The sequence below is a fragment of the Ignavibacteriales bacterium genome, from assembly GCA_016709765.1.
Classification (GTDB): domain Bacteria; phylum Bacteroidota; class Ignavibacteria; order Ignavibacteriales; family Ignavibacteriaceae; genus IGN3.
Genome location: JADJMD010000013.1, coordinates 939,353 through 964,536 on the forward strand (window position 1 = coordinate 939,353; position 25,184 = coordinate 964,536).

Annotated in this window: 23 protein-coding genes and 1 pseudogene; 3 read left to right on the forward strand and 21 right to left on the reverse strand. The window is 36.4% G+C overall.

The features are described from left to right. Nucleotide 1 precedes the first annotated feature (1 nt). From IPJ23_13725 to IPJ23_13750, 6 genes and pseudogenes are all read right to left on the reverse strand, one after another. On the reverse strand, nucleotides 2-568 hold the full coding sequence (locus IPJ23_13725; protein MBK7631734.1) for an alpha/beta fold hydrolase: 567 nt from the start codon (nucleotides 566-568) through the stop codon (nucleotides 2-4). A 42-nt stretch (nucleotides 569-610) separates the two neighbouring features. Continuing rightward, on the reverse strand, nucleotides 611-1,261 hold the full coding sequence (locus tag IPJ23_13730) for a hypothetical protein (protein ID MBK7631735.1): 651 nt from the start codon (nucleotides 1,259-1,261) through the stop codon (nucleotides 611-613). Between the two features lie 12 nt (nucleotides 1,262-1,273). Further along, entirely contained in the window at nucleotides 1,274-2,206 is a 933-nt protein-coding gene (locus tag IPJ23_13735; GenBank protein MBK7631736.1) for a PD40 domain-containing protein, read from the reverse strand. Between the two features lie 202 nt (nucleotides 2,207-2,408). Continuing rightward, nucleotides 2,409-4,539 (reverse strand): annotated as a pseudogene (locus tag IPJ23_13740) (RNA-binding transcriptional accessory protein). 46 nt (nucleotides 4,540-4,585) lie between these two features. Next, nucleotides 4,586-5,650, reverse strand: a complete 1,065-nt coding sequence (locus IPJ23_13745) for an NADH:flavin oxidoreductase/NADH oxidase (protein MBK7631737.1) — start codon at nucleotides 5,648-5,650, stop codon at nucleotides 4,586-4,588. Between the two features lie 390 nt (nucleotides 5,651-6,040). Continuing rightward, complete coding sequence (locus IPJ23_13750; GenBank protein MBK7631738.1) at nucleotides 6,041-7,204, reverse strand: N(5)-(carboxyethyl)ornithine synthase; 1,164 nt, start codon at nucleotides 7,202-7,204, stop codon at nucleotides 6,041-6,043. Nucleotides 7,205-7,487: 283 nt separating this feature from the next. Here IPJ23_13750 and IPJ23_13755 point away from each other — a divergent pair, with 283 nt between their 5' ends. Further along, nucleotides 7,488-7,961, forward strand: a complete 474-nt coding sequence (locus tag IPJ23_13755; protein ID MBK7631739.1) for a hypothetical protein — start codon at nucleotides 7,488-7,490, stop codon at nucleotides 7,959-7,961. Nucleotides 7,962-8,325: 364 nt separating this feature from the next. Here the strand turns inward: IPJ23_13755 and IPJ23_13760 are convergent, their stop codons facing one another. Both IPJ23_13760 and IPJ23_13765 read right to left on the reverse strand, forming a co-directional pair. After that, a complete protein-coding gene (locus IPJ23_13760) occupies nucleotides 8,326-9,039 on the reverse strand; it encodes an SDR family oxidoreductase (protein ID MBK7631740.1) in 714 nt (237 codons plus the stop codon). A 60-nt stretch (nucleotides 9,040-9,099) separates the two neighbouring features. After that, on the reverse strand, nucleotides 9,100-9,891 hold the full coding sequence (locus IPJ23_13765; GenBank protein ID MBK7631741.1) for an MOSC domain-containing protein: 792 nt from the start codon (nucleotides 9,889-9,891) through the stop codon (nucleotides 9,100-9,102). A 233-nt stretch (nucleotides 9,892-10,124) separates the two neighbouring features. Here IPJ23_13765 and IPJ23_13770 point away from each other — a divergent pair, with 233 nt between their 5' ends. Next, on the forward strand, nucleotides 10,125-11,870 hold the full coding sequence (locus IPJ23_13770; GenBank protein MBK7631742.1) for an ABC transporter ATP-binding protein: 1,746 nt from the start codon (nucleotides 10,125-10,127) through the stop codon (nucleotides 11,868-11,870). A 73-nt stretch (nucleotides 11,871-11,943) separates the two neighbouring features. Here IPJ23_13770 and IPJ23_13775 read toward each other — a convergent pair whose 3' ends face one another. The 5 genes from IPJ23_13775 to IPJ23_13795 form a co-directional block, all read right to left on the reverse strand. After that, a complete protein-coding gene (locus tag IPJ23_13775) occupies nucleotides 11,944-12,300 on the reverse strand; it encodes a TetR family transcriptional regulator C-terminal domain-containing protein (protein MBK7631743.1) in 357 nt (118 codons plus the stop codon). After that, nucleotides 12,297-12,521, reverse strand: a complete 225-nt coding sequence (locus IPJ23_13780) for a TetR/AcrR family transcriptional regulator (protein MBK7631744.1) — start codon at nucleotides 12,519-12,521, stop codon at nucleotides 12,297-12,299. Before IPJ23_13780 ends, IPJ23_13775 begins: the two co-directional genes overlap by 4 nt. Nucleotides 12,522-12,817: 296 nt before the next feature. Continuing rightward, on the reverse strand, nucleotides 12,818-13,270 hold the full coding sequence (locus IPJ23_13785) for an SRPBCC family protein (GenBank protein MBK7631745.1): 453 nt from the start codon (nucleotides 13,268-13,270) through the stop codon (nucleotides 12,818-12,820). 95 nt (nucleotides 13,271-13,365) lie between these two features. After that, complete coding sequence (locus IPJ23_13790) at nucleotides 13,366-14,088, reverse strand: peroxiredoxin (GenBank protein MBK7631746.1); 723 nt, start codon at nucleotides 14,086-14,088, stop codon at nucleotides 13,366-13,368. A 214-nt stretch (nucleotides 14,089-14,302) separates the two neighbouring features. After that, nucleotides 14,303-16,300, reverse strand: coding sequence for a chloride channel protein (locus tag IPJ23_13795; protein MBK7631747.1), 1,998 nt, complete (start codon nucleotides 16,298-16,300; stop codon nucleotides 14,303-14,305). A 260-nt stretch (nucleotides 16,301-16,560) separates the two neighbouring features. Between IPJ23_13795 and IPJ23_13800 the strand changes: the two genes are divergently transcribed. Then, the gene (locus IPJ23_13800) at nucleotides 16,561-16,755 is read left to right on the forward strand and encodes a YwbE family protein (protein MBK7631748.1); all 195 of its coding nucleotides are present in this window, start codon (nucleotides 16,561-16,563) and stop codon (nucleotides 16,753-16,755) included. 84 nt (nucleotides 16,756-16,839) lie between these two features. On the opposite strand, the gene rsgA is transcribed toward IPJ23_13800, so the two are convergent. From rsgA to clpB, 8 genes are all read right to left on the reverse strand, one after another. Then, complete coding sequence (gene rsgA / locus IPJ23_13805; protein ID MBK7631749.1) at nucleotides 16,840-17,940, reverse strand: ribosome small subunit-dependent GTPase A; 1,101 nt, start codon at nucleotides 17,938-17,940, stop codon at nucleotides 16,840-16,842. A 68-nt stretch (nucleotides 17,941-18,008) separates the two neighbouring features. Then, the gene (locus IPJ23_13810) at nucleotides 18,009-18,308 is read right to left on the reverse strand and encodes a hypothetical protein (GenBank protein ID MBK7631750.1); all 300 of its coding nucleotides are present in this window, start codon (nucleotides 18,306-18,308) and stop codon (nucleotides 18,009-18,011) included. A 51-nt stretch (nucleotides 18,309-18,359) separates the two neighbouring features. Continuing rightward, entirely contained in the window at nucleotides 18,360-18,899 is a 540-nt protein-coding gene (locus tag IPJ23_13815) for a GrpB family protein (protein ID MBK7631751.1), read from the reverse strand. 237 nt (nucleotides 18,900-19,136) lie between these two features. Beyond that, on the reverse strand, nucleotides 19,137-19,898 hold the full coding sequence (locus IPJ23_13820) for a hypothetical protein (GenBank protein MBK7631752.1): 762 nt from the start codon (nucleotides 19,896-19,898) through the stop codon (nucleotides 19,137-19,139). A 266-nt stretch (nucleotides 19,899-20,164) separates the two neighbouring features. After that, complete coding sequence (locus IPJ23_13825; GenBank protein ID MBK7631753.1) at nucleotides 20,165-20,512, reverse strand: hypothetical protein; 348 nt, start codon at nucleotides 20,510-20,512, stop codon at nucleotides 20,165-20,167. A gap of 260 nt (nucleotides 20,513-20,772) precedes the next feature. Continuing rightward, nucleotides 20,773-21,027 (reverse strand): hypothetical protein, encoded by a 255-nt coding sequence (locus IPJ23_13830; protein ID MBK7631754.1) that lies wholly within the window; start codon nucleotides 21,025-21,027, stop codon nucleotides 20,773-20,775. Between the two features lie 349 nt (nucleotides 21,028-21,376). Next, nucleotides 21,377-22,078, reverse strand: coding sequence for an outer membrane beta-barrel protein (locus IPJ23_13835; GenBank protein MBK7631755.1), 702 nt, complete (start codon nucleotides 22,076-22,078; stop codon nucleotides 21,377-21,379). A 343-nt stretch (nucleotides 22,079-22,421) separates the two neighbouring features. Further along, nucleotides 22,422-25,037: an ATP-dependent chaperone ClpB gene (clpB, locus tag IPJ23_13840; GenBank protein MBK7631756.1), complete on the reverse strand. Its 2,616-nt coding sequence runs from the start codon at nucleotides 25,035-25,037 to the stop codon at nucleotides 22,422-22,424. Nucleotides 25,038-25,184 lie beyond the last annotated feature (147 nt).

The window sequence follows — 25,184 nt, forward strand, 5'->3', positions numbered from 1 at the left end:
GTTATAACTGATTTATTATTTCCCTTACTAATTTAGAATTTATTAACATCGAAGAATGCATAATTGAAATAAATCTTTTATTTGAGGCAATATTCCAAATAGAGCTTTTGTTTGGTATAATCATTAAATCAAATGGAGTTCTGTATGAATAAATATTTAAACCATTTAACAAATGTTCTTTTTCTTTCAAACTTTTCATGAAACCACTATTTGGACGTAATTGTTTTATTCCTTTGCCGGGATATAAATAAGAAAGATAGCTGCCATGATGAGGCGAAGAAATTGTAATCAGTTTGTTAACTCTTTCAATGCCGCCAAGCTCTTGCAAATAATATCTACAAATTATTCCACCCATACTAAAACCAATAAGTATAAATTTAGAATCAGGCTCAAGATTTTGTTCAATCTTGTCTTTAAGTTTTATTGCAAGGTCTTCAATTCCATACTTTGCATCGATCGGCTTAAGGGTTGGCGCAAAACAGTTATGTCCCTGTGCTTCAAGTTTCTTCTTTATGTAAAAGAATATTTTTCCTGTGCTGATAAAACCATGTACTAAAACAATATTCATTTCATATTTTAATTCTTAAGCACAAAAATATTTGCAACACGATTATTTTGCTTCTCTATTCTGATCAATCCAGTAACCCCAAAGAATAATTAACCATTGTGCATTACCCACAATTCCAATTGCTTCAACAGAAGGTGGCGGTGGACCAATAAGATTTGAAATATACATAACGACTAAGAACACAATTAATCCTATAAGAGAATATGTTCCGATTTTATTTTTTGTTTTAGTTGCTTTGTAGTAGAGATAAACTCCCAAACTAAAAATCAACCCTTCAATAATTAGAGTTGCAGCAAAACTATTCCACAAACCAAATCCAACTTTTAAACTGTAACCAGGAAAAATTGGAAGATCGGGAATATGAACAAGTAAATCTAAAAACCAATGGCTTACAACAAGTAACCCAAGTATTATTGCTGTCTTGGAATTCTTTTTGATAATAAAATAAACCATCCCAAATAAAACAGCCCAAACAATTACTCCAAATAAACTATGGGTAAAAGGGTAGTAAGTAAAATCTAAAGGAGTAACTGATGTAACACCTGGTTTTATTTCTGCTTTTTCAACTCCAAGCAGAAGAAGTACCGGCCATATAAGATCAATCCATTGTGCGGCCATAAAATAAGTTCCAAGTGATGCAGACTTTTCAAATTTCTTTCCTGCAAACCCTGCCCCGAAATGTCCGATAAACATAATTTTTTCCTTCTATTTCTTCAACGTAGTTTTAAAAATTCTGCTTAGTCCATTCTCATATTTCTTCATCTCATTTAAAAAATCCTGGATCGAAGATAATCCTAAATTTTTATTATTGATGTGACTTCTTTTACTTGTAAAATATAAAGTGTTTGTTTTTGCATCAACAAATGGACAATAATCCATTTTATTAGAATTGATTTCTTCTCCTAAATTCTTTGCCTGTGTCCAAATAGTATCTGAAACTTTATAACTGATGTATAAATCACCGCTTCCAAAACCATCTTCTCTTTGATAAGCAGTAAAGATAATATAAGTTTCATCCGGTGCAACAAACGCATTGAACTCATATCCATCTGAATTTATTGAATCGTTTAATGAAACAGGTTCTAAATATTTTCCCTCTTTCCAATAACTAACAAAAATATCATCCTTTCCTTTGGTTGATCTTTCATCGCAAGTGAAATAGAAATTATTATTGTTGGCTATTGATGGGTAAAATTCATTTGCAGGTGAATTAATAGGTTCACCTAAATTTATTGGACTTGACCATTCGGTATTTTTATTTTCTCTCTGAACATACCAGATATCAAAGTCTTTAGTTTTATTTTCAGTATTATCTAATGGTCTGTTTGAAGCAAAAAATAATTTTAATCCATCTGAGGAAAGAAACGGTTCTATCTCAAAATATTTTCCGGAGAAGCTAACCATCTCAGGATTTGACCAAACATCGTTTATTTTTTTGGAAGTGGCAATAAAAGATACTTCATCAACGTAGCTTTGAACAGAAAAATAAATTTCATCCCCCTCAGAAGATATTGCAAGATCCCTTACGTTTGGAAATGGTGAAAATATTTCTGGCAGGAATGGTTCTACGTTCTTTTCTTGAGCAAATGAGATTGAAGAAATAAAGACCAGGATTGTGGTAAGTATAAATAGTTTCATAATATTCTGCCTAATGTTGATATTGATCGTTATTCGTTTGAAATATATATAAGTGTGACTTTACATTCAATAAAATTGAACTCACCATTTAAGGTTGTTTAAAAGCGATGTAGTAAGTGTTATTCGGGATAAGCTCTGGTGGGAATCTATTGTTAATCATCATTCAGATTCCCGATCAAGTCGGGAATGACAAGAAAAATAACTACCCTTCCTTCATACTCAACTGAATTCGTTTTCTTTCAATATCAATATCAATAACCTCTAACTATTATTTTCTGGTCTAACTTTAGCACCTCGGAAGGGTCTTTAATAAAACGATCTGTTATTTGAGAAATGTGAAGCAAGCCGTTTTCTTTTATTCCTATATCTACAAAAGCACCAAACTTAGTAAGATTTGTTATTACACCCGGCAAACGCATTCCCGGTTTTAAATCTGTTATTTCGTTTATCGTTTCTGAAAATGAAAATACTTCTGCTTTGCCTCTTGGATCCAGCCCCGGCTTTTCCAATTCCTGCATAATATCTTTTAACGTTGGCAAACCGACTGTATCTGTTACATAATTATTGACATCTATCTGCTGACGTAAATTTGCGGTTTCAATTAATGATTTTACTGGTTGGGATAAATCCTTTGCCATCTTTGCAACTATGGAATAACTTTCCGGATGAACAGCGCTGTTATCAAGCGGATTTTCAGCACCGGGAATTCTTAAAAATCCTGCAGACTGCTCAAATGCTTTTGCACCCAGTCCGCTTACCTTTATCAGTTCTTTGCGCGAACGAAAAGTTTTATTCTCACGACGGTATTTTATAATTGATTTTGCAAGCTTCGGTCCGATACCCGATACATAACTAAGTAAATTCTGGCTGGCCGTATTTAAATTTACCCCAACCTGGTTTACCGCAGATGTTACTACCTTATCCAGACCATCTTTCAAATCATCCTGGTTTACATCGTGTTGATACTGTCCTACGCCAATTGACTTTGCATCGATTTTAACAAGCTCGGCAAGCGGGTCCATCAACCGTCTTCCGATAGAAATTGCACCGCGGAAAGTTAAATCGAGATCAGGGAACTCCTCTCTCGCAGTTTCAGAAGCAGAATAAATTGATGCGCCGGCTTCGTTTACCATAAATATTTCTGTTGTGCTCGTTTCACCAATCAGAGATTTTATAAACCTTTCCGTCTCCCTGCCTGCAGTTCCGTTTCCGATTGCAATTGCTTCAACTTTATATTTTTTCAACAGCCCTGTTACTTTTTCAGTTGCTTCATCTACTTTTGGCTGCGGAGGATGTGGAAAGATAGTATCCTGATGCAACAGGTTTCCCTGCTGATCAAGACAGACAAGTTTACAGCCTGTCCTGAAACCGGGATCAATTGCCATTGTAACTTTTGGACCGAGCGGAGGAGACAAAAGTAACTGGCGCAGATTTTCAGAAAATACTCGGATTGCCTCTTCATCGGCTTTTGCTTTAGAACTGTTTTTAAATTCGGTTTCAATTGAAGGTGCCAATAATCTTTTGTGAGCATCTTTAATTGCTAACCCGACCTGAACCGCAGATTCATTTTTATTTTTTATAAAGATTTTTTCCAGGCTCTCAATTGCGTTTTCATTATCTATTGAAATCGATACACGCAAAATCCCTTCCTGTTCTGCTCTGCGTATTGCAAGCAGACGGTGACCTGCACAGCGTTCTAACGGTTCGCTAAAATCAAAGTAGTCCAGGTATTTTGTTCCTTCATCTTTCTTTTTCTCAATTACTTTTGAACTGATTATTGCTTCACGCTCAAATAGCTGTCTTATTTTATTCCGCGCATCTGTGTTTTCATTAATCCATTCTGCAATAATATCTCTTGCCCCGGCTAATGCTGATTCAATATCCGGCACTTCATCATTTAAATATTTTTCTGCAATCTTATCTAACTTATCTTCCTTCTGCGCCATTATTATTTCTGCAAGAGGTTCCAATCCTTTTTCCCGCGCGGCACTTGCCCTTGTTTTTCGTTTTGGTTTGTATGGAAGATAAATGTCTTCAAGCTCTGCCATATTCCAGCAGTTATTAATTTTCATTTCTAATTCAGGAGTTAACAATTCCTGGTCGTTAATGCTTTTAAGAATAGCTTCGCGTCTCTTAACCAATTCCAGCAATCGTTTCCATTCCTTTTCAATTGCTGTTACTTCTGTTTCATCAAGACTTCCGGTAGCCTCTTTCCTGTAGCGGGAGATAAAAGGAATTGTCGCTCCCTCCTCTAACAGTTTAACTGTGTTTGAAACCTGTGATTTATTTATGGTGAGCGTGCTGCATATATGTTTAACTAAAATATCTGTCATTGTTTTCTGTAAAATGAGTTGATAAAAACCGTGAGGTAAAGTAATATTATTTAGATCTTAAATACTGTTTCGGATAATCTTCCAAATCCACGTTCAATTTTTTAGCTGCATGTAAAGCCCAGTACGGATCACGCAGCATTTCTCTTGCAAGTAAAACAATATCAGCTTGTGCAGAATTAATAATTTGCTCTGCTTGTTCTGCTGTTGTTATTAAACCAACACCACCAGTAATAATATTAGCTTGATTTTTTATTTTTTCTGCAAATGGAATTTGATAACCCGGGCCTATGGGAATTTTTGCATTAGAAATATTTCCACCACTGGAACAGTCTATTAAATCAACTCCAATATCTTTTAGCCACTTTGCTAACTGAATAGATTGGTCAATATCCCAACCACCCTCAACCCAATCAGTTGAGGAAATTCTTACAAACAAAGGTGTTCCATCTGGAATTATTTTTCTAACAGATTTTGCTAACTCGATTGTAAAGCGGCATCTATTTTGAAGGTTCCCGCCATATTGATCTGTCCTTTTATTTGATAGTGGAGAAAGAAATTCGTGAACTAAATATCCATGTGCAAAATGTAATTCAATAACTTCAAAACCAGCGTCTACACTTCTTTTTGCTGCATCGGCGAATTGATTAATGACGAGTTTAATATCATTTTCATTCATTTCTTTTGGAAGTGGAAAATTATCAGCAAAGGGGATTGGACTTGGTGCCAAAGTCAACCATCCTCCGTTTTCAATTTTAACTTCTCCAGTACCTTTCCACGGCGAATAAGTTGATGCTTTTCTTCCTGCATGAGCTAGTTGGATTCCAGGGATAGAGTTTTGAGATTTTATGAACGCAGTTATCTTTTTATAAGCATTAGCCTGTTCGTTATTCCAGATTCCTGCATCATCGGAAGAAATTCTTCCTTCAGGAGAAACAGCAGTTGCTTCAGTTAATATTAAACCGGCACCCCCTACTGCGTAACTTCCGAGATGAACAAGATGCCAGTCAGTTGGAAATCCGTTTTTACTGGAATACTGACACATTGGTGATACAGTAATTCGGTTTTTTAATTCTATGGCTCTGATTTTTAGGGGTGAGAATAAGTGGCTCATATTTTTATTTCCGTCCTAATTGATATTACTGAAAACATCTAATTATTTTATATTAAAACATATAAATCAAACAATTCTTAAAAGATTAAAAGTTAGATCCCCTTTTTTCGTTTAAGAAGATGAGCAATGAAACTGTAACATTAACAATTACTCCCCCAAATATAAAATAACTGCATTTGATACTTGTGTTTTACTTGTAGAAAGCGTATTGCTTATATGTTCAACTAAAATTTCTGTCATTGTTATTTGTAAAATGGTTTAATGTTTTTTTTCTGGAATCTAGCTTATAATATTATAAATATTTTAAACTGTTGAAACAGTTCTTAATTTGGCTTTGATCAGGTTCTAACCAGACTTAAGTCTGGTTAGAATGGAATTTGAATAACTATTTCAAACCACTAGTTCTAGCTCTTCGATGGGTAAGTAGGGAAAGACCGACTCGCGATTCTGAAATGATATAATATTTGGTTTTTTAATTATGCCTGCATCAATATTAATTGCTTGTTTGATTGTTTCATTTTCCTGCCAACTTTCCCGCCCTGCCACTACAGATGGTAAATGAACAAGGAGAGCAGCAGAGATAGAGCGCGATGCACTTTCCCATAGATAGCTTGGTGAATGGTCCACAGCATAATAATCAACTTTTCCAACCTTGAACATAGGATTTTTGAATGTAGTTGGTTTGGCAAAATAAAAACCCATACCCTCGTCGCAACTGACATCAATGATCAGGCAGCCCGGTTTTAGATATGAACCCTCTTCTTCGTTTACAAACATGAGCGGATTATCAGGTTCCTGAAAGGTACCGTTTACAATAATATCAGATTCGTTTATCAAATCAGTCAACGGTCGTTTACTTCCATCGTGCTCAATTATCATCATACGAGCTTCACCTTCATCGCCCTCCTGAATTCGAACATAGTGACAATCAAGAACCTCCTCACGAAATTCGTGATCGGGACGCTGAATGCAAATTGTGATATCTTTAAATCCGCGCGCTTTAAGAGCATATATAGCTCCACGGCTGACTGCACCAAAACTAAAAATGATTACCTTCCGCTGGTTTCCGTAATGTCCATCGATCCCTTTTAGCTGTAATGCATGTATTACTGCACAGTAGCCTGCCATTTCGTTGTTCTTGTAAAAAGTATGGCGCCCAACCTGTCCGCCGGGTCCCCAGACAAACATATCCTCAAAAGCAATCAGCGTCTGCCTGCGATCAATAGCAGCTTGAGTGTGATCAAATTGCTGAACGCAATGCGGATAACCCCAAAGAATTCCACCTTCGCGGAGTTCTTTAAAATCTGCTAATACCGGCTTGGCAAGTATTACATTTCCAATATCCGTTAAAATTTCTTTGCGTGATGCAATACCACCGGTTAGAGCAGCAAGTTCTGAGTCTTCAATATTGAATGGCTCACCATATCCTTCTTCAAAAATCAGTTGTTTGCGAATTTGTTCCGGGAGGCGCAGCAAATGTTCCGGGTGGATAGGGATGCGCTGCTCATCTACTTTGTTTGAAGTACCAATTACTCCAAATGTTAATTTACTCATATCGTTTCCTTTATCTTTAGACAATTAAGTTCTATGGCTTCAGAATATCGTTATCAACATTTTTAATGTACGCATTTTTTATGCTAAGTATGCTTTTTATAAAACTTTGTTCTCAATAGTGTGATATAGGAACAGAATCAAACCTTTAGATCTATCTTTTAAGAGATTATTGTAATCTTTGTATGAATAGTCCTATATAACGTAGTAATTGTCCTAACACCTTAGCATATAAAACCACTAACTTTTAAGGTTACTAAATAATTATCATTTAATGGAGTTTGTTATGTTAGAAACGATGAAACCCAGCACTTCTGGTAAAAAACTGGGCTATTTTAATTACCTTATAGCTTTCACATTTTTGTTGATGTTCTTATCTCAGGGTTGTAGTAAGGAAGAAAACCCCGCAGGCGGCGGCACTAGCACCGACTGCCAGTTGGTGGCCAAGAGCCCGGGAACCTGGGACATCACCCTCAATTTTCCTAACGGCGACCCCTATGAGTTTACCGGGATGTCAATTGTCCAGACTAGCTGCACCGTGACTATGTCAAAGACCGAGCAGGGCCAAACTATAACCGTCACCGGCCCGCTCTCGAACACGGGAGTCTGGACTGCTTCGCTCTCGCTCACGGGCGGCTACACTGCCAACTTCTCCTGTAACTTTGGCGGTGGTCCTCCTTACACGACCATTACCAACATATCTGGAACGGATAGTGAAGGAGACACCATCTCGGGCGGCTCTGGGGCAATCACCCCCTAAATCACTCTGGTAAAGCTGGATCCCAGTTGGACACAACAAGATTTCTGGCCATGGCACCTAAATTTTCTGGGTGCCATTTGGTTGGTTGAAGACAGTACTTTGACTTCTAACACGTAAATTCCGGGACTGCATCTTTTCTCCGAAAGTGTTTACTTGTCTTATCTTTCTGTTTGCATCTGAATTTGTAATAATTAAAAGTAACATTTCTCAGGCTGACAGAGCTTGCCCTTATAAAGAGATTGTGTGATAATTAAGTGAAAGTCATTTCGAAGGAGTTTACGACTGAGAAATCTGTTTATTTTTACAGACTTCTCCCTGCAGTCGAAGTGACAATACTAGTTTTCACGAGGCGTTCGCAAGATTCTTATTCTTTGTTGTAGATAACCGGAGTTTTATGCTTCCATTCCTGCCACAATTTATCATTTGTTGCCAGCTCTGCCATAAAATTACTGACATTTATTCTGCTTGTTTTGCCGGGATTAAAAATGGGGCTTCGTATTTTATGATTATGTGTTTCATATTCACTCACAATTTCTTCATCGAAAAGCGAATCAGGACGGACTGCCACCCAATCAATATTGGTTTTTGAACCTAATTTGTAAACAAGGTGATCAGCCGCAAGCATATTATCTTTATGGGGAGGTAACAGGACTTTTAATAATGAGAATACTATATTTTCCCCGAAAGTGTTTACTTCTCCTATCTTTCTGTTTGTATATGCGGTCGTGCTCATTAATATAAACTTTGGTTTTGGTTCCCGGGACTGCAATGCTTCAATTATTTTAACAACAGTATTGTAAACCAGTTTATGGGGTGGTCCAAGAATACCTTTAAAACTTATGTTGTGACCAAGGCAGCAGATAACAGAATCACAATCTCTTATAAGGTCTTTTATTTTTGAAATGTCAAAGTCATTTATGTTTCCCTTAATTATTTCAATGCTCTTATCATCTGATATTTGGTCGGGTATAATGGCAGATTCTCTCACAACTATTCGAACCTGAATATTTTTTTTGACAAGCTGCTGCACTACCAATTTGCCGGTTGCTCCGCTCGCGCCTAAAACTAATGCTTTCATATTATCCTTTCATTGAATACATATATTATACAAACAATTTATTGCTGCCGTGTTGTGCTTTTAGTCCAACAGTTCGATTGAATCGTTTTTTGTCAATATACCTTCTACCAGAACGGCGCAATATACACCGGCTAAGTTATCGTGTGCCTGGGCAACTTTGCGTAGAACTTCCGGATTGTGTTCCCCAGTTTCAGGATCGAGCGATATCATCTTACAGCGCGGGTCGCGTTCCAGAACCATTATCTCCGCCCTCGAACCGATACGTAGTTTGCGACCGACCAACTCATCTTCACCAAAGCCGTAACCCGATGCGAGATTAAAATAGACATTAGCCCGAAAGCGTCGTTTGTCAAGAGGAATGCCCAATTCCGATTCGACCTGTTGGATAGTTTGCAGACTGATCAACGATACAGGGCGACAGTCGGTTAACGCGCGATCTGAACGTACGAGCGTCAAGTGATTTTCGCCACGCAATCCTTCCACTAGCATTTCTTTCAACGCAGGATCATCAACAGCGACCACTGCACCTGAGGGTGTACGGACATCTAAAATTAAATCGTCCGGATCGGCGTTTGCAGGAGTAACACCAGGCTCGATGCTCATCGCTTCGATCAAATTCGGAGGTTTCACAGTTCTTTCAGGATAACGAAACTGCGGACGATAGCGCAGCATTTCGTGTTGTGCCGTTGCGCTAAGATAAGGAAACCCTTTGCGTGCAGATGAATTCTTGAAGGCGAAGCATCGGTCACCATAAATGCCGGAAAATCCCATAAACAATTCGGTCATCTCCTCACCGCTCATACTCTTCACCGGATAACGCCATAAACTTTCGACAGTTCCAATAGTTGTCATACCAACTTTCCTTTTATTCTTTTCATTAAACAATCTGACTATTACTTATACTACAAGGTATTATTAACCAAAGAACACATATCGGCGTGAATTTGCTCGAGATCGGTCTACATATTGTCAATTCGAAACTAAAATAAATTGTTTATAAACACAATCATCTTTTATAATTAAATGCTTTAGCATAAGTTACATCATCAACCCGATAATTTATTAATTTCAAATCAAAGAAAATTATGGCTGCAAAAAGTAAATCAAAAGTAACAATAGGGCACGTATTTAAAACTTTAATATGGCCCAGAAAAAATATTCTGCTCGTAGGAGTGGTATTAATTATAATAAGCAGGTTATCAAGTCTTGTGTTACCCGGTGCAAGCAAGTACCTGATGGATGATGTTATAGCAAAGGGTAATATTGAAATGTTAAAAATAATATTAATAGTTGTCGGTGCGGCTATAATTGTGCAGGCAGGAACTTCTTTTCTATTAACAAAATTATTAAGCGTTGAAGCACAGCATTTAATAGCAATACTAAGAGCACAGCTGCAAAAACAAATACTAAAACTTCCTATAAGGTTTTTTGATAATAATAAATCTGGTGCTCTTGTTTCAAGAATAATGAGTGACGTTGAGGGTGTAAGGAATCTTGTAGGTACAGGGCTTGTTCAGTTATTTGGCGGCATTCTAACAGCTGTAATTTCATTGGTTCTGCTTATTAATATCAGCCCTATGATGACTTTATATACACTTGTACCCGTTGCGATATTTGGTGTTGTTGCATTAAAGGCGTTCGGTTATATCAGACCGATATTCAGGGAACGCAGGGTTATCAATGCAGAAGTAACCGGAAGACTGACAGAGACTCTTGGCGGAGTAAGGGTAATTAAAGGTTTTAATGCCGAGGCACAGGAAGTAAAAACTTTTGAAGCCGGTGTTGACAGGCTGTTCCAGAATGTGAAGAAAAGTCTTACATCTACAAGTCTGCTTACCAGTTCTGCTACATTCCTGTTAGGGATTGCATCAACTGGAATTATGGGCATCGGCGGGTATATGATAGTAGAGCATCAGCTTACTATTGGAGAGTTTTTATCTTTTACTTTATACCTTGGATTTATGATAGCCCCGATTATAGAGATGAGCAACATCGGCTCGCAGCTTACGGAAGCTATGGCGGGATTAGACAGGATGGAAGAAATAATGAATATGAGTCCTGAAGATGACGGTACGGTTAGAGACATAAAACTTAAAAGCATTAACGGCGAAATAATTTTTGATAATGTTTCTTTTTCTTATGAAGAAGGAAAGACCGTACTTAAGGATATCAGTTTTACTGCAAAACCGGGAACAGTAACTGCCCTGGTTGGAACATCGGGATCAGGCAAAACAACAATTGCAGGAATAGCAGCTTCATTTCTAACTCCGCAAATTGGTAAAGTTACGATAGACGGCAATGATATTTCTAAAGTTACGCTTAACAGTTACAGGAGTAATCTTGGTGTGGTTCTGCAGGATGATTTTTTATTTGAAGGTACTATAAAAGAAAATATATTATTCCCGCGCCCCGATGCTTCGGACGAAAGATTGTTAAGCGCAGTAAAAGCAGCTCACGTTCCTGAGTTTACTGACAGACTTGCGGACGGGCTTCAAACACTTATCGGTGAAAGGGGAATTAAGCTTTCAGGAGGACAGCGACAAAGAGTTGCAATTGCAAGAGCCCTGCTTGCAGATCCTAAAATTCTCATCCTGGATGAAGCAACTTCTAACCTTGATATGGAAAGTGAATCATTCATACAGGAAAGTCTGAAAAAATTAATGAAAGGCAGAACCACTTTTGTGATAGCCCACCGGCTAAGTACTATCAGGCAGGCTGATCAAATACTTGTTATTGAAAAAGGTGAGATAAAAGAACGCGGAACCCACAGTGAGCTGATTGAGAAAAAAGGAAGATACTTTGATCTTTATACATACCAGGCAAGGATATAAGATATTTTAAGTAGCCCTTGTCCGCTTTGACTAAGAGTAATTTACCGGAACTTATTTAAGTATTCTCTAAATTTTATTTAATTAATATTTTTCCAAATAACATTTCTTCGAGTATTTTCAACGGGCTGTTTGATTTCTCAGCCTTTGCTCTAACGATAGCCCCTTCCCAACTATTTATTATAAAAGCTGCTGAAGTTCTTATGTCAATTGATTGATTGATTTCTTTTACTGATTGTGCATCTTTTAAACATTCAAATATTTTTTCTTCCATTTTAGAAAAAGCATCTGATAATTTTAATCTGAATTTTTCATTTATGTCTCCCATTTCTAATGAAAGATTTCCGATCGGGCAGCCGAGAGTAAAATTATTTTCCTTTAAAATATCTGTTGTGGTATAAAGAAACGCCTTAATTCTTTGCAGTCCGCTCAAAGATTTATCAGATAGACTATAACCAAATGACTTTTCAAAAAAGTTATAAAAACATCAATTATAGCTAATCCAAATTCTTCTTTGCTATTAAAATAAAAATAAAAAGAACCTTTGGGCACATTGGCTTCCTTTAAAATTTCCTGAAGCCCAGTATGATTAAAGCCCTTTAGATGAACGTATTTTGCTCCAATTTGTAATAATTTATTCTTAGTATCTGTCATTTTTCAACCAAAAGAAATATTAATTATAAAAATAGACCAGTCGTCTATTAAAATCAAATTAAAATTTGCGGAATTGATGAAGACTTTGGAAGAATATACAAGTTCTGAAGAATGGAATTCATAAAAAAGCCGCAGTGTGTTTTCTGCGGCTTTAAGTTTTAATTGCAAAACAATTGCTTATCTTTTCTTGAAGATTGTTTTCATTACATCAACTTTACTAGTTGGTTTTTACAGAAGAAATATTTTATCAATTTGTTTAATGAAATCGTAACAATTAACGAAACATTTATAATCAATTAAGATTTTATAGAAGCAATCTTAGCCAGATTCTCTAATTCTTTCATATATACTGGGGGCAGAAATTGTTTGCTGAAAAAGAATTCTATTTTTTTCAATAAGTTAGAATTTTCTTGTATTTCAGTTGTGAACGTAACATATGAATACTTTCCATCGTTTTTAGGATCTACTGTGAATGTGGTAATGTAACCAGTGTCATTGGTTTCTACTAGCACACGCCCAGGTTCGGGTTCTGACACAATTGTGTTGAAAGTCTGCAGTCTACCCATAACTTTCATTTTTACATTAAGAACTGTTCCCGCTCCGAGGCCCCCCCTCTCGACAGTAAGTGAAACAAAAGGTGGTTTGGGCAAAATTTGAGGATGGCCGTTGTTATAATCTGCAATAATACTATAGACTTTTTGAGCAGGTGATGGAATTAGTGATGACACCGAGAATTTATATTTTGTCATAGAGATCCTTCAATAAATTTCAGAAAGGTTTTTATTTAAAATAAAAAAACCACGGAAATTTTTCCGTGGTCTCAATCAATTATTCCAAAGAAAAATTATTTTTTCTTCAACACTGCTTTCATCACATCATCTTTGCTTATTGGTTTAGTACAGAAGAACCAGTCATAACATTTAACATTTTTCTCTTTTCCTTCCATTCTATCTTTTGCTGTTCCGCATGAACCTGCAGGAGGAACAATTACATCATCGCCCGGTCTCCAATCAGCCGGAGTTGCAATGTTAAACTCATCTGCCGCTTGAAGTGCAATTATAACTCTGTAAAGCTCATCAAAATTTCTGCCCAAGCTTAGCGGATAATAAATTATTGCTCTAATTATTCCTTTGGGATCTACGAAAAATACTGCTCTTACTGCTTTAGTTGAATCTTCATTCGGCTGAATCATTCCATACATTTTTGCAACATCCATTTTGATATCTTCAATTAACGGAAAATTTACCTCAACATTTTTCATTCCCTTGTATTCAATTTTTTCTTTGATGGTTCTTAACCATGCTATGTGGCTGTATAGTCCATCAATTGAAAGACCTACTAGCTGGCAGTTAGCATCATTGAATTGTTTTTCCATTGTTGCGAATGTCATGAACTCAGAAGTACAAACAGGAGTAAAATCTGCTGGATGACTGAAAAGGATTGCCCATTTACCGGAATAATCTGCGGGAAAATTAATTTCGCCTTGCGTAGTTACAGCTTTAAATGATGGTGCTTTATCACCGATACGCGGCATTGAAACCACTTCATTTTGAATTACTTGTTCCATAATAAATTCCTCTATTTTTAATTTAAGTTTTTGTTGATTATATGATGAAAGTAAACTGCTTTAGATTCTAAAGCCCTTAAAATTGCATAACACAACTTTAGAAAAAGTTAAACTAAAGTCTATGAAGTGTTCAATAATTTGATTTGCGTGCGGGCAATTATTAAGGATTGTTTAAAAGTAGATATTCAAAAGTCCAATGTTTTTTATGGATGGATTAACCAAGACTGCGGACAAGATTAATTTTTTTGATTTCACCTGCTATAATTAAAGTGTCATCTTCTTTTATAATATAATCCGGACTTGGAATGGCTGTTATTTTTTCCCCTCGTTTTTCTTTCGTCTTTATGGAAAGCACATCAACACCATATTCACTTCTAATATTTAACTCTCTAATTGATTTCCCAATGAACATATGCGGCGGAGAAATTTCTATTATTGAATATCCCTCCATAAAGTGAACCATGGGTTCATCGTCTTTCATAGTAATTAAGCTTGCAAGATTCGAGGTTAGTTCTCTCTTTTCAATTTCACGGTCGTAGGAATCCTGGATATCTTTTCTCCACAGAATCCCGATTATTTTATTTGAGTCTTTATCGTTAACCACGGGAAGACCTTCGAAAGAATATTTTCGTAATTTATCTAACGCTACTTGGCAACTATCCTCCGGCAAAAGTGTTTCATAAAACTGATTTGAAATGTCTCCTGCAATTAACAGATTTTCTAATGATTCTTTTTCATATATGGAGTCTTTAATATCGTGAATTGAAATCATGCCCTTAACGCGTCTTTCTGAATCAATAACGGGGAAATCAGATTCCTTTCCTCTTATCACACGATTTACAATTTGGTTAAAATTATCAGCAACATGTATCGTTTCAAAATCTTTTCGATATACATTTTTTACATGTATTGATTCCATAATATTGGTTTCCATCCCTTCTTTAATTCCAATATTTCTTAATACAAGTTTTAATGTGTAGATAGATTCCCGTGAAAGTTTTGTTGAAACAATCATACTCATAATACAAGTTATCATCAGTGGCAGAATAATGCGGTAATCATTTGTAAGCTCAAACACTATTATGATAGCCGTAATTGGTGCCCTTGTAGTTCCCGCAACTAATCCGCCCATTGCAACCAAAGCATAAGCACCTGGGGAAGCAGTTATATCCGGGAAATAAGTATGAACGAAAGATCCAAAAAAATAACCCAGCATCGCACCCATAAAAAGTGATGGCGCAAATATTCCACCAGAACCACCGGAACCGAGAGTAAGAGAGGTTGCAAGAATTTTCATAAAGATTAATGCAAGCGCAACATACCAAATCATATTTCCGTAGAGGGCATTATTAATTGTATCGTAACCAACTCCCATAATCTGAGGAAACACGAGTGCCATAAGACCGATGCCAATTCCACCAAGTGCTGGTTTTAAATAATCCGGAATTTTTATTCGATTGTCAAAAAACTCTTCGCTGAAATAAAGCGTTTTTATAAAAAGATAAGCAACAACTCCACTTGCAGCACCCAGAACAAAATAAAACCCAATTTCAACGGGAGATGTAAGTTGATATTTGGGTACAATAAAAGCGGTAAAGTTTCCCTCAAAAGTGTGCGAGATTACTGTTGCCATTACCGATGAAATTACGATAGGAGAAAACTGTGCAACGGCAAAATCCATTAATATTATTTCTACCGCAAACAAAGCTCCTGCAATTGGAGCATTAAATGCAGCGGCAATTCCAGCTGCAGCGCCGCATCCAACTAATGTTTTTAACCGCTTGGGCGAAACTCTTAAAAATTGTCCAATAACTGAACCAAGACTTGAACCAATCTGTATAATCGGTCCTTCCCTTCCAACCGATCCGCCGGTACCAATTGTAATTGCCGAGGCAAGTGCCTTAACAACGGCTACTCTTCCTCTTATTTGTCCACCTTTAAGAAGAATTGCTTGCATTACTTCCGGAACACCGTGTCCTTTTGCTTCGGGCGCAAAGTAGTAGATTAGTGGCCCAACTATTATTCCGCCAATAACAGGAATTATAATAATAAGATACCATGGGGTAGCAATTACATTTTCTAGAAGATTCCCGGGTCCGGAAAAAGAAAGTTGAGAAAATAATTTTATTAATGCTCTAATTCCGATTGCAGAAAAACCAGCGATAACTCCAATTATAATTGCGACCAAAATCATAAAGGTATGTTCGGTCATCTTGGCTCTTTCGAAAAGAGCGGAAGTACGGAGGGATAATTTTGAATACGTTTTTTTGAAAGCTGATTTCACTGTTATACCAAATTTAGAACAACTAAATTAACTTCTGATGAAGTTTAAAATAAAAATAGGCTTACAAAAAGTCTTGATCAAACATTTTTTATTATAATTTTAATTAAATAGAAAATATGTTTTGTTAAGATCTTAAATTTTTAAGATAAAAAACTTGGCCAGTTCAAAACCAAACAGGATATTGATTAATGAATGGAATTAAACGCACCGATATTAAGATAGGTGTGCAAGTAAAAATAGTGATGAAGGAAGACCAGCGCACCGGGGAACTTACCGAAGGGATTGTTAAAGACATTCTTACAAAATCACCAAAGCACCCTCACGGAATAAAAGTACGACTTGAATCTGGAGGCGTTGGACGTGTTAAAGAAATATTGGAATAAATTCGACAGCTGACACGATCACAACATGGCAGAGAATATCCAATTCGTCACGGTACGACCGTGACGTCCAAAGACAACTTTTATTTAATCTCTACCCTTTATTTTTTTTACATCTTTCATTGTGGCATGAAAGAACTTGCCAAACTTTTTATCTTTCTCTCTCTTTTCTACGTAGGACATTTCGTTATACTGCGACTCTTTAAAAATTTTTATGTAGTTGTTGTAACGCTCTGCTGAAATCTCTCCACGTTGCATCGCTTCTAGTACTGCACAGCCGACTTCAACTGTATGAGTGCAGTCTTTGTATTTGCACTGATCTACAAGCTGATCAATTTCATTGAACGTATCACCAAGACCGGACTCGTTAGAGATCACCCCAAGCTCGCGCATTCCGGGATTATCAATTATTATTGCTCCGTTTTCCAGAACAATCAGCTCGCGTCGTGTGGTAGTGTGTTTTCCTCTTCCGTCTTTTTCTCTTATCGGCTGTGTTTTGTATAACTCCTGATGAATTAAATTATTCAGTAAAGTGGTTTTGCCGACTCCCGATGAACCAAGCAGGCAGTAAGTTTTATGTGGGGTAAAAAGCGTTTTGATATTTTCAATATCATTTAAACTAGTATTGCTAAATGAAGATATTTTTGCATCAGGCAATATTTCAAGTATCTGTTTTTTCTTTTCTTCAGCTTCTTCTGGACTAATAAGATCGCTTTTACTTAAAAATATAAGTGGAGTTATATTGTTCTCATTGATCATTACCAGATAACGTTCAAGTCTTCGCAAGTTGAAGTTGGAATCAAGTGACTGCATAATAATTGCATTATCAATGTTCGCTGCAATTAATTGATAATCAATTTTCTTTCCTGCGGCTTTTCTTTTTAGTAAAGATTTTCTCGGAAGAATATCCTGAATGATTGCAAGCGTATCATCATCAAATAATTGTGCATAAACAAAATCGCCAACGGTTGGCAGGTCTAAAGCGGAATCAGAATTAAACAAAAATTTTCCAGTCAGCTCTGCATAAATGTCTTTTATGCCGTTGGAAACAACAAAGCTGTTTTTGTTTACACTTATTACTCTTACGATTTTAAAATCAGGGTTTTGGGATAAATCAACTTTATCCCTTCCCGAAGGGATTGATTCCAAAAACCAATTATCAAATCCAAGTTTCTCAATTGTTTTCATATTAAAAATCTCTTGATTCTGTTCACGTTTTTGTGTGAATTATGCGGACAGTATTTAGCTGTTCTGATTTATTTCTTATTAAATTCCAAATACCAATTTCCATTTCCAAAATATGACCCTTCTTTTATAACAAATACTCGATAATGATTTTCTATAGCATAGTTTATTAGCTCGCGGTAGTCAAACAAAAAATTTGCCCCCCGTATAATTTCTAATGGACCAATTCCAAATAATTCGACGCCTCGGGTGATTCTACCAGTCATATAAAGTTGCAACTTATTGAAAAGGTCTAACTCGATTAAAAGTTTAATACTTTTTGCATCTTGAGAGATTAGATTAGCTACATCGGATTCAGTAATCCTAAACATAGTCTAATTTATCCTCAAACCAATTATCGAAGCCGAGTTTTTCAATAACGTTCATATTGTTGAATTATACCATTGTTTTGATCGGTTTTTAATATCATTAAGAAAAGCATCCTTTGCCTGAGAATATGTTGAGAACAATCTTTTACCAGACTTAAATATAATATATTTATACGCCGAATAGTTTTTTGCCTCTTCCTGATGGGTTCTTAAATAATCACGGAGAATTATCTGATCCGTCCAGAAGGAACCACCTTTAACTGTTATGGCAAGATTGAAGTTGTGCTTGCTTCTTTTACGGAGATAGATACGTCCTCTGAAAAAAACCTCTCCGAAATTTTCATAACCAAGTGATTCAAGTAAAGGTATCTTTGCAATAGCAGTTTCCAGACTTTTTACACCTACCAGCAAATCAACTATAGGTTTGCAGGCCATACCTTTTACTGCAGTACTTCCAAAATGCTCAATATTTGTGACTGCGTTACTGAGTGCTTTCAACAACAATTCTTTTTCAGAATTAAATAATACTGGCCAATTAGAGTCATACTTGACGATGACTAATTCTTCATCAATATTTTTTTGATCAGCATCCATTATGTTATTTACACCAGCTGTTTTTGCTTGCGCTTATTACTCACGTATTTTGAAAGCAGTTGGTTTTGAATAAACCAACTTTATCTTTCCTCGAATGGATGTCCTAAGGACTCCTTACGGAGGATTCCCAAAACCAATTTTCGAAGCCGAGTTTTTATAAGTTGTTCATAAATTAATTTCCCTTACTAAACCTCCCAATTCTTTCCAAAGAAAACAACGGGCAGGTTTTAAAATCTTTTAGATTTTATTGTTTGTAGCTCTTACTTTTTCCAGTTTGGTTTCTTTGTACAATCCGATAATTAAAATAATTGTAAAAAAGATTGAAGCCCCGGTGGTACCAAGATCAAGACCTCCTTTTTCAATAGGTTTGGTAAGAAGATCACCAAAGGTTGCACCGAATGGTCTTGTTAAAACAAATGCAATCCAGAATAAAACTATTTTTGAAACCGGAGTAAAATAATGCAGAAGCACAGTGACAATCAGCATTCCGGTTATTAGAAGGGCACTAATTAAAAACCCCAATCCTAAACTATCAGAAAGAAAATCACCGGCTGCGGTTCCCAATGTATTGGCAATAAGAAATGCAATCCAATAATAAATTTCGGCAGATTGCGTTCTTATGTTTTCAACTGATATTGATTTTTCTTTTTGATGCCATAGTTTTAAAACAATCAATAAAAACAGCACTAAAATAACCGACCCGAAAGTATAACCCAGACCCAATGTGCGATCGATAAAATCAGAAATTCCGGTACCGACAATTGCAGTTGCTGTAAATACTAACCAGTAAGCCGCCGGATTATATTTACCGATATATAGTTTGATGGAAAGCAATATCAGGAATAAGATGGTAAAAATTATAATTGTTTCTCCATAACCAAGATTTAGTGTCATAGAGAACAAATCAGCACCAGTTTCCCCGAGCGTGGTTGAGGCTATTTTAATAACCCAGTATAAAAAAATTATATGCGGAACTCTGTTTTTGTTCAGTGTGTCCAATTAATCTCCATTATTTCATTTTATGATAGAAACAAGTATTCAATCTATCAGTTTTTTCCTGATTTTTTCAGGTTAAATATGTGATTTGTCAGAAAGAGCCGGATGCTAAATATTACTTACACCTAAATTGTTTGCAACTTTAAACTTCCCCATTCTTCCCAAAGGAAACAAAGGGGAGAATAAAAAACCTTTGCAAGGCTGCCACGGTCGCACCGTGGCAGAGGTTACCACATACGTCACGGTACGATCGTGACGTCAACGAAAATTTATCTATACTCACCGATAACCTCAATTAAGCCAACAATATTATCATTTAACTTTTCAAGATCTTCAGCCGGTATCCACCATTCTGTATGATTAATTCCTCCAACTTTGTGTAATTCATATTTATCAATGAATTCCTTTTTAACTTTAAATTTTGTTACGTATCCAACTCCACTGGATTTTACATTCCATTTCATAGCAATTTGTTTTGCATACACTTCATTTGTGACTGGATAGAAAATTGGCTGCTCTGGAAATCGAGGCGGCCATTTTTTATAACCACTTTCAGCCAGCAGCTTCAATTCTTCTGGACCGGTGGGGCGGTATATTATTATGGTTTCTTCCTTCATCCAGCACTATTACTCATCTAATTTTGAACTATGGTCACTGAAGATCCTGTCAAAGCCAGGAGCCGATAAACCATTCCTATCAAACTTCCCAATTTTTTCCCAAGAAAATAACAGTAAGTTTAATACATAAGACTACAATGGCAAGATTAACCATTGCAAAAAAGTCCCACGCTGCTTAGGCAATCTGGGAGCTCTAATCACGCTTCAGTTAATTCATTAGATACAAATACTCTCTAGGCTTGAAGCAGTGTACTGATTTTCTATCGCTTCACTTTCACATCCTCTGCTATTATTTCAAGCATAATCTCAAGAGAGTGCGGGTATCTTTTTATCCCCTTTGGAAGCAACACCCTTTCCTTGAATTCTATTAGTTCATCGTACAGGTCAAGTGCATCATCTCCTCGTACCCATAGTCCAGGCCAATCAAGATCGAACTGCATCGCACCCGTTGGACAATCTCCTGAACTACCCATAATAGGAATTTTTGTTATTCTGTCTTTCGCTCGTGTAATCATAAATCCTTGTAATTTTTATGTGGCATTATTCAATTAGAACATTTATCTCAAACTTAAAAACTTCAATTCGACTTATCAACTAGTGTAATAAATAATAAACGGTTGAACGGTTAGAGGAATCGATTTTAGTTTTAGTTATTTTTTTCACTGGCTGCCACGGTTGCACCGCGGCGGCGGATATAACTTGCGTCACGATAAGACCGTGACGTCCACGAAAATAATTTTCTAAATCAAACTTCATAATTCTTTCCAAAGAAAACAACGGCAAGAATAATTTAAATTAAAAAAACCGTAGAAGTTATCTCCTGCGGTTTGAAATTGTTTCATTATGTTAACACCGAAACAGTATTTAAAATCCGAATCTATAACCAAAATTAACCTGAATTAAAAGCGCATTATATCCAAACATATTTGGCCCTGGCTCATTCCACGGCATTGTATGATCTGCTCTGGTACCAATAAAAGCACCAACCCGTGCACCTGCAAATAAAACTTCACTAAAATTGTAATCTACACCGCCGCCTATTTGCCAGATTAAATGTGTTGCCGCAGCACTTTGTTCAAATCCTGGCGAATAGTTTTCATCTAAATCAACATTGTATGTTTTGCCATTTACATTTGCAAAACCAACAGTTCCAAACACATATGGAAGTAATTTGTCTAAGCTGTAGCCAAACTTTCCAGTTAAAAACAGAGCATAACGGTAGCTCGCCTCATATGTCACAAGATCGGGAAAGTAAACTTTATCCACGGCAGTTCCTTTTTCCATATATAGCGGTATAATTAACTCTGCACCCGCAACCCAATCATTATCAAACTGATGTTGATATCCAATAAATACTCCTGCCATTGGGCTGTCATCATTATAATCACCTGTTGTTTCTTTATGAGTAGGATCATCTGAATTAAGTTCTCCTGAAACATATCCACCAAAAATTCCAGTATACCATTTTTTTGAATCAGGATTTGTTTGTGCATTTGCAAATGATCCTGATAATAGCAAGCAAACGAAACCGAAAGAACACAGAAGATTCAAGTAACTTTTGAACATAATGTCCTCCTTGTGGAATGAATGAATGTATGCACACCGTTATTTATGGAATTTATGGCAGCCCAAAGAAATGATAAATCGAAGCAGTTTTGATACAAGAATAATACTGTAGAATATTTTTTGCCTCAACAGGAGAAATGGGCATAATATTTATACAACATTACGAAATAATTTCTATATATAAAATGTTGCTTTAAAATTTTTTAATACTCAAGAAAATACCTGGAGGTCTAATAAAATTATATTTTTTTGAAAAGAAACACTGTTCGGGAGAGTCTTACTTATTAAAACCCAGCTTCAATTGACACGGCGTAGGGTGAGTATATTGAAAAAATTATTACTATTACTTTAGGAACACTAATCCAACTTTTTCACTTAAGTTAACTTTAATCGTATCTCCATCTCCAAAATTACCGGCAAGCAATTCCTGTGAAAGGGGATTAATAAGATATTTTTGAATTACTCTTTTTAAAGGTCTCGCACCGTAAGTTACATCATAACCAAGCTGCGCAAGCCAATCTTTTGCTTCATCAGAAACAGCGAGTGTGATTTCTTTATCTTTTAACATTTTTTGCACGCGCTCAAGTTGTATATTAACAATCTTTCTAATTTCTAATCTTGATAAAGGTTTGAAGAGAACAATTTCATCAATCCTATTTAAAAACTCAGGACGAATAGTTTTTCTTAGCAAGTCGTGCATCTGCTGTCTAAGCTCACCCATAAAAGTTTCAACATTATCTTCATTAAATGCCTCAAGTCTATCCTGTATTATATGAGAGCCAAGATTTGATGTCATTATTATAATTGTGTTCTTAAAGTTTACAGTTCTTCCCTGGTTATCGGTTAATCTTCCATCATCTAAAACCTGCAGCAGAACATTAAAAACATCCGAGTGAGCTTTTTCAATTTCATCAAGTAAAACCACAGAATAAGGTCTTCGTCGTACAGATTCCGTTAACTGCCCGCCTTCTTCGTATCCAACATATCCGGGAGGCGCACCAATTAATCGCGATACGGAAAACTTTTCCATATACTCACTCATATCAATTCTTATCATTGCGTGTTCATCATCAAAAAGAATTTCTGCAAGTGCGCGTGCAAGTTCTGTTTTACCAACACCGGTAGTTCCAAGAAATATAAATGAACCGATTGGACGATTTGCATCCTGTAATCCCGAACGTGAACGGCGAATAGCATTTGCTACTGCCGAAACAGCTTCATCCTGTCCTATCACTCGCTTATGTAATTCATCTTCCAGCTTTAAAAGTTTGCTGCGTTCGCTTTCGAGCATTCTGCTAACAGGAATTCCGGTCCACTTTGCAACTACTTCTGCAATATCCTCTGCATCAACTTCTTCCTTTAACATTTTTTTGTCTTGTTGAGCTTCGGCAAGTTTCTTTGTTTCTTCTTTTAATTGCTTTTCAAGATTTACAATTCTGCCGTAACGTATTTCTGCAACTTTTCCAAGATCACCCTCACGTTCATACTTTTCTGCTTCAAGCTTAAGATTTTCAATTTCGCTTTTCATTGTGCGAATTTTTTGAATCTTCTCTTTTTCAATATCCCAATGTGTGCGAAGTATTGAACGCTCTGCATTTAGTTGGCTCAGTTCCTCTTGCAATTCTTCAAGTCGTTTTGCGGAAGCATCATCTTTTTCTCGCTTTAACGCTTCACGTTCTATTTCAAGTTGTTTTACTTTGCGTTCAAGTACATCAAGTTCTTCAGGCATAGAATTTATTTCAATTCTAAGTTTACTTGCAGCTTCGTCAATCAAATCAATTGCTTTATCAGGAAGAAATCTATCTGTTATATATCTTTCAGAAAGTTGCGTGGCAGCTACAATTGCACCATCGGTTATTCTAACGCCGTGATGTACTTCGTATCGCTCCTTAAGTCCGCGCAAAATAGAAATTGTATCTTCTTCAGATGGTTCACTAACAAGTACCGGTTGAAAACGTCTTTCGAGTGCCGCATCTTTTTCAATATATTTTTTATATTCATCAAGTGTCGTAGCGCCGATTGCATGCAACTCACCACGGGCTAAGGCAGGTTTCAAAATATTTGCGGCATCCATTGCGCCTTGTGTTGCACCTGCGCCAACAAGTGTATGAAGTTCATCTATAAAAAGAATAATTTCTCCATTAGATTGCTGCACTTCTTTAATCACAGCTTTCAATCTTTCTTCAAATTGTCCACGAAATTGTGTTCCAGCCACAAGAGCGCCCATATCAAGCGCAACGATTCTTTTTGTTTTTAGATTTTCCGGAACGTCGCCAGAAATAATTCGATGGGCTATACCTTCTGCAATTGCAGTTTTACCAACACCAGGTTCACCAATTAAAACAGGGTTATTTTTTGTTCTACGTGATAAAACCTGAAGCACTCGTCTTATCTCTTCATCTCTACCAATTACTGGATCAAGTTTGCCCTGCTTGGCAAGCTCGTTTAAATCTCTTCCGTACTTTTCTAAAGATTGATATGTATCTTCAGGATTTTGAGAAGTAACACGTTGTGCTCCGCGAATTTCTTTTAGTGCAGTAAGAATATCTTTATAATTAATACCATTGTCACGTAAAAGTTGTCCCGCTTTTCCTTTTTCGTTAGATAGTGCGAGCAAGATATGTTCAGTTGAAACATAATCATCTTTTAAGTTGCGGGCTTCTTCAGCAGCAACATCAAATACCTTTCCAAGCGATTGAGACATTTGCTGATTTCCTAAACCTGTACCGCTTACTTTTGGAAGTGTTTCCAGCAATTGCACAACTTTTAACTTAACTGCATTAAAGTTGCCGCCCGTTTTCTTTATGACATTCTCAGCAACATTTCCACTTTCCTGTACAATTGCGGCCAGAACATGTTCTGCTTCAACAATTTGATTGTTATAATTTTGTGCAATCTCAATTGCGCTTTGAACAACTTCCTGTGCTTTTATAGTTAGTCTATTTAAGTTAAACGACATAATATTTTCTTTTCCTTTCTTTCCTTGTCACTCTTCGTTTTTGCTCAGGGTGACAATTTCATCATCGATCACAATCTCTAATCATTTTTTTCTTTTTACTATAAGATTCCCGATCAAGTCAGGAATGACACAAACAAATTGTCATTC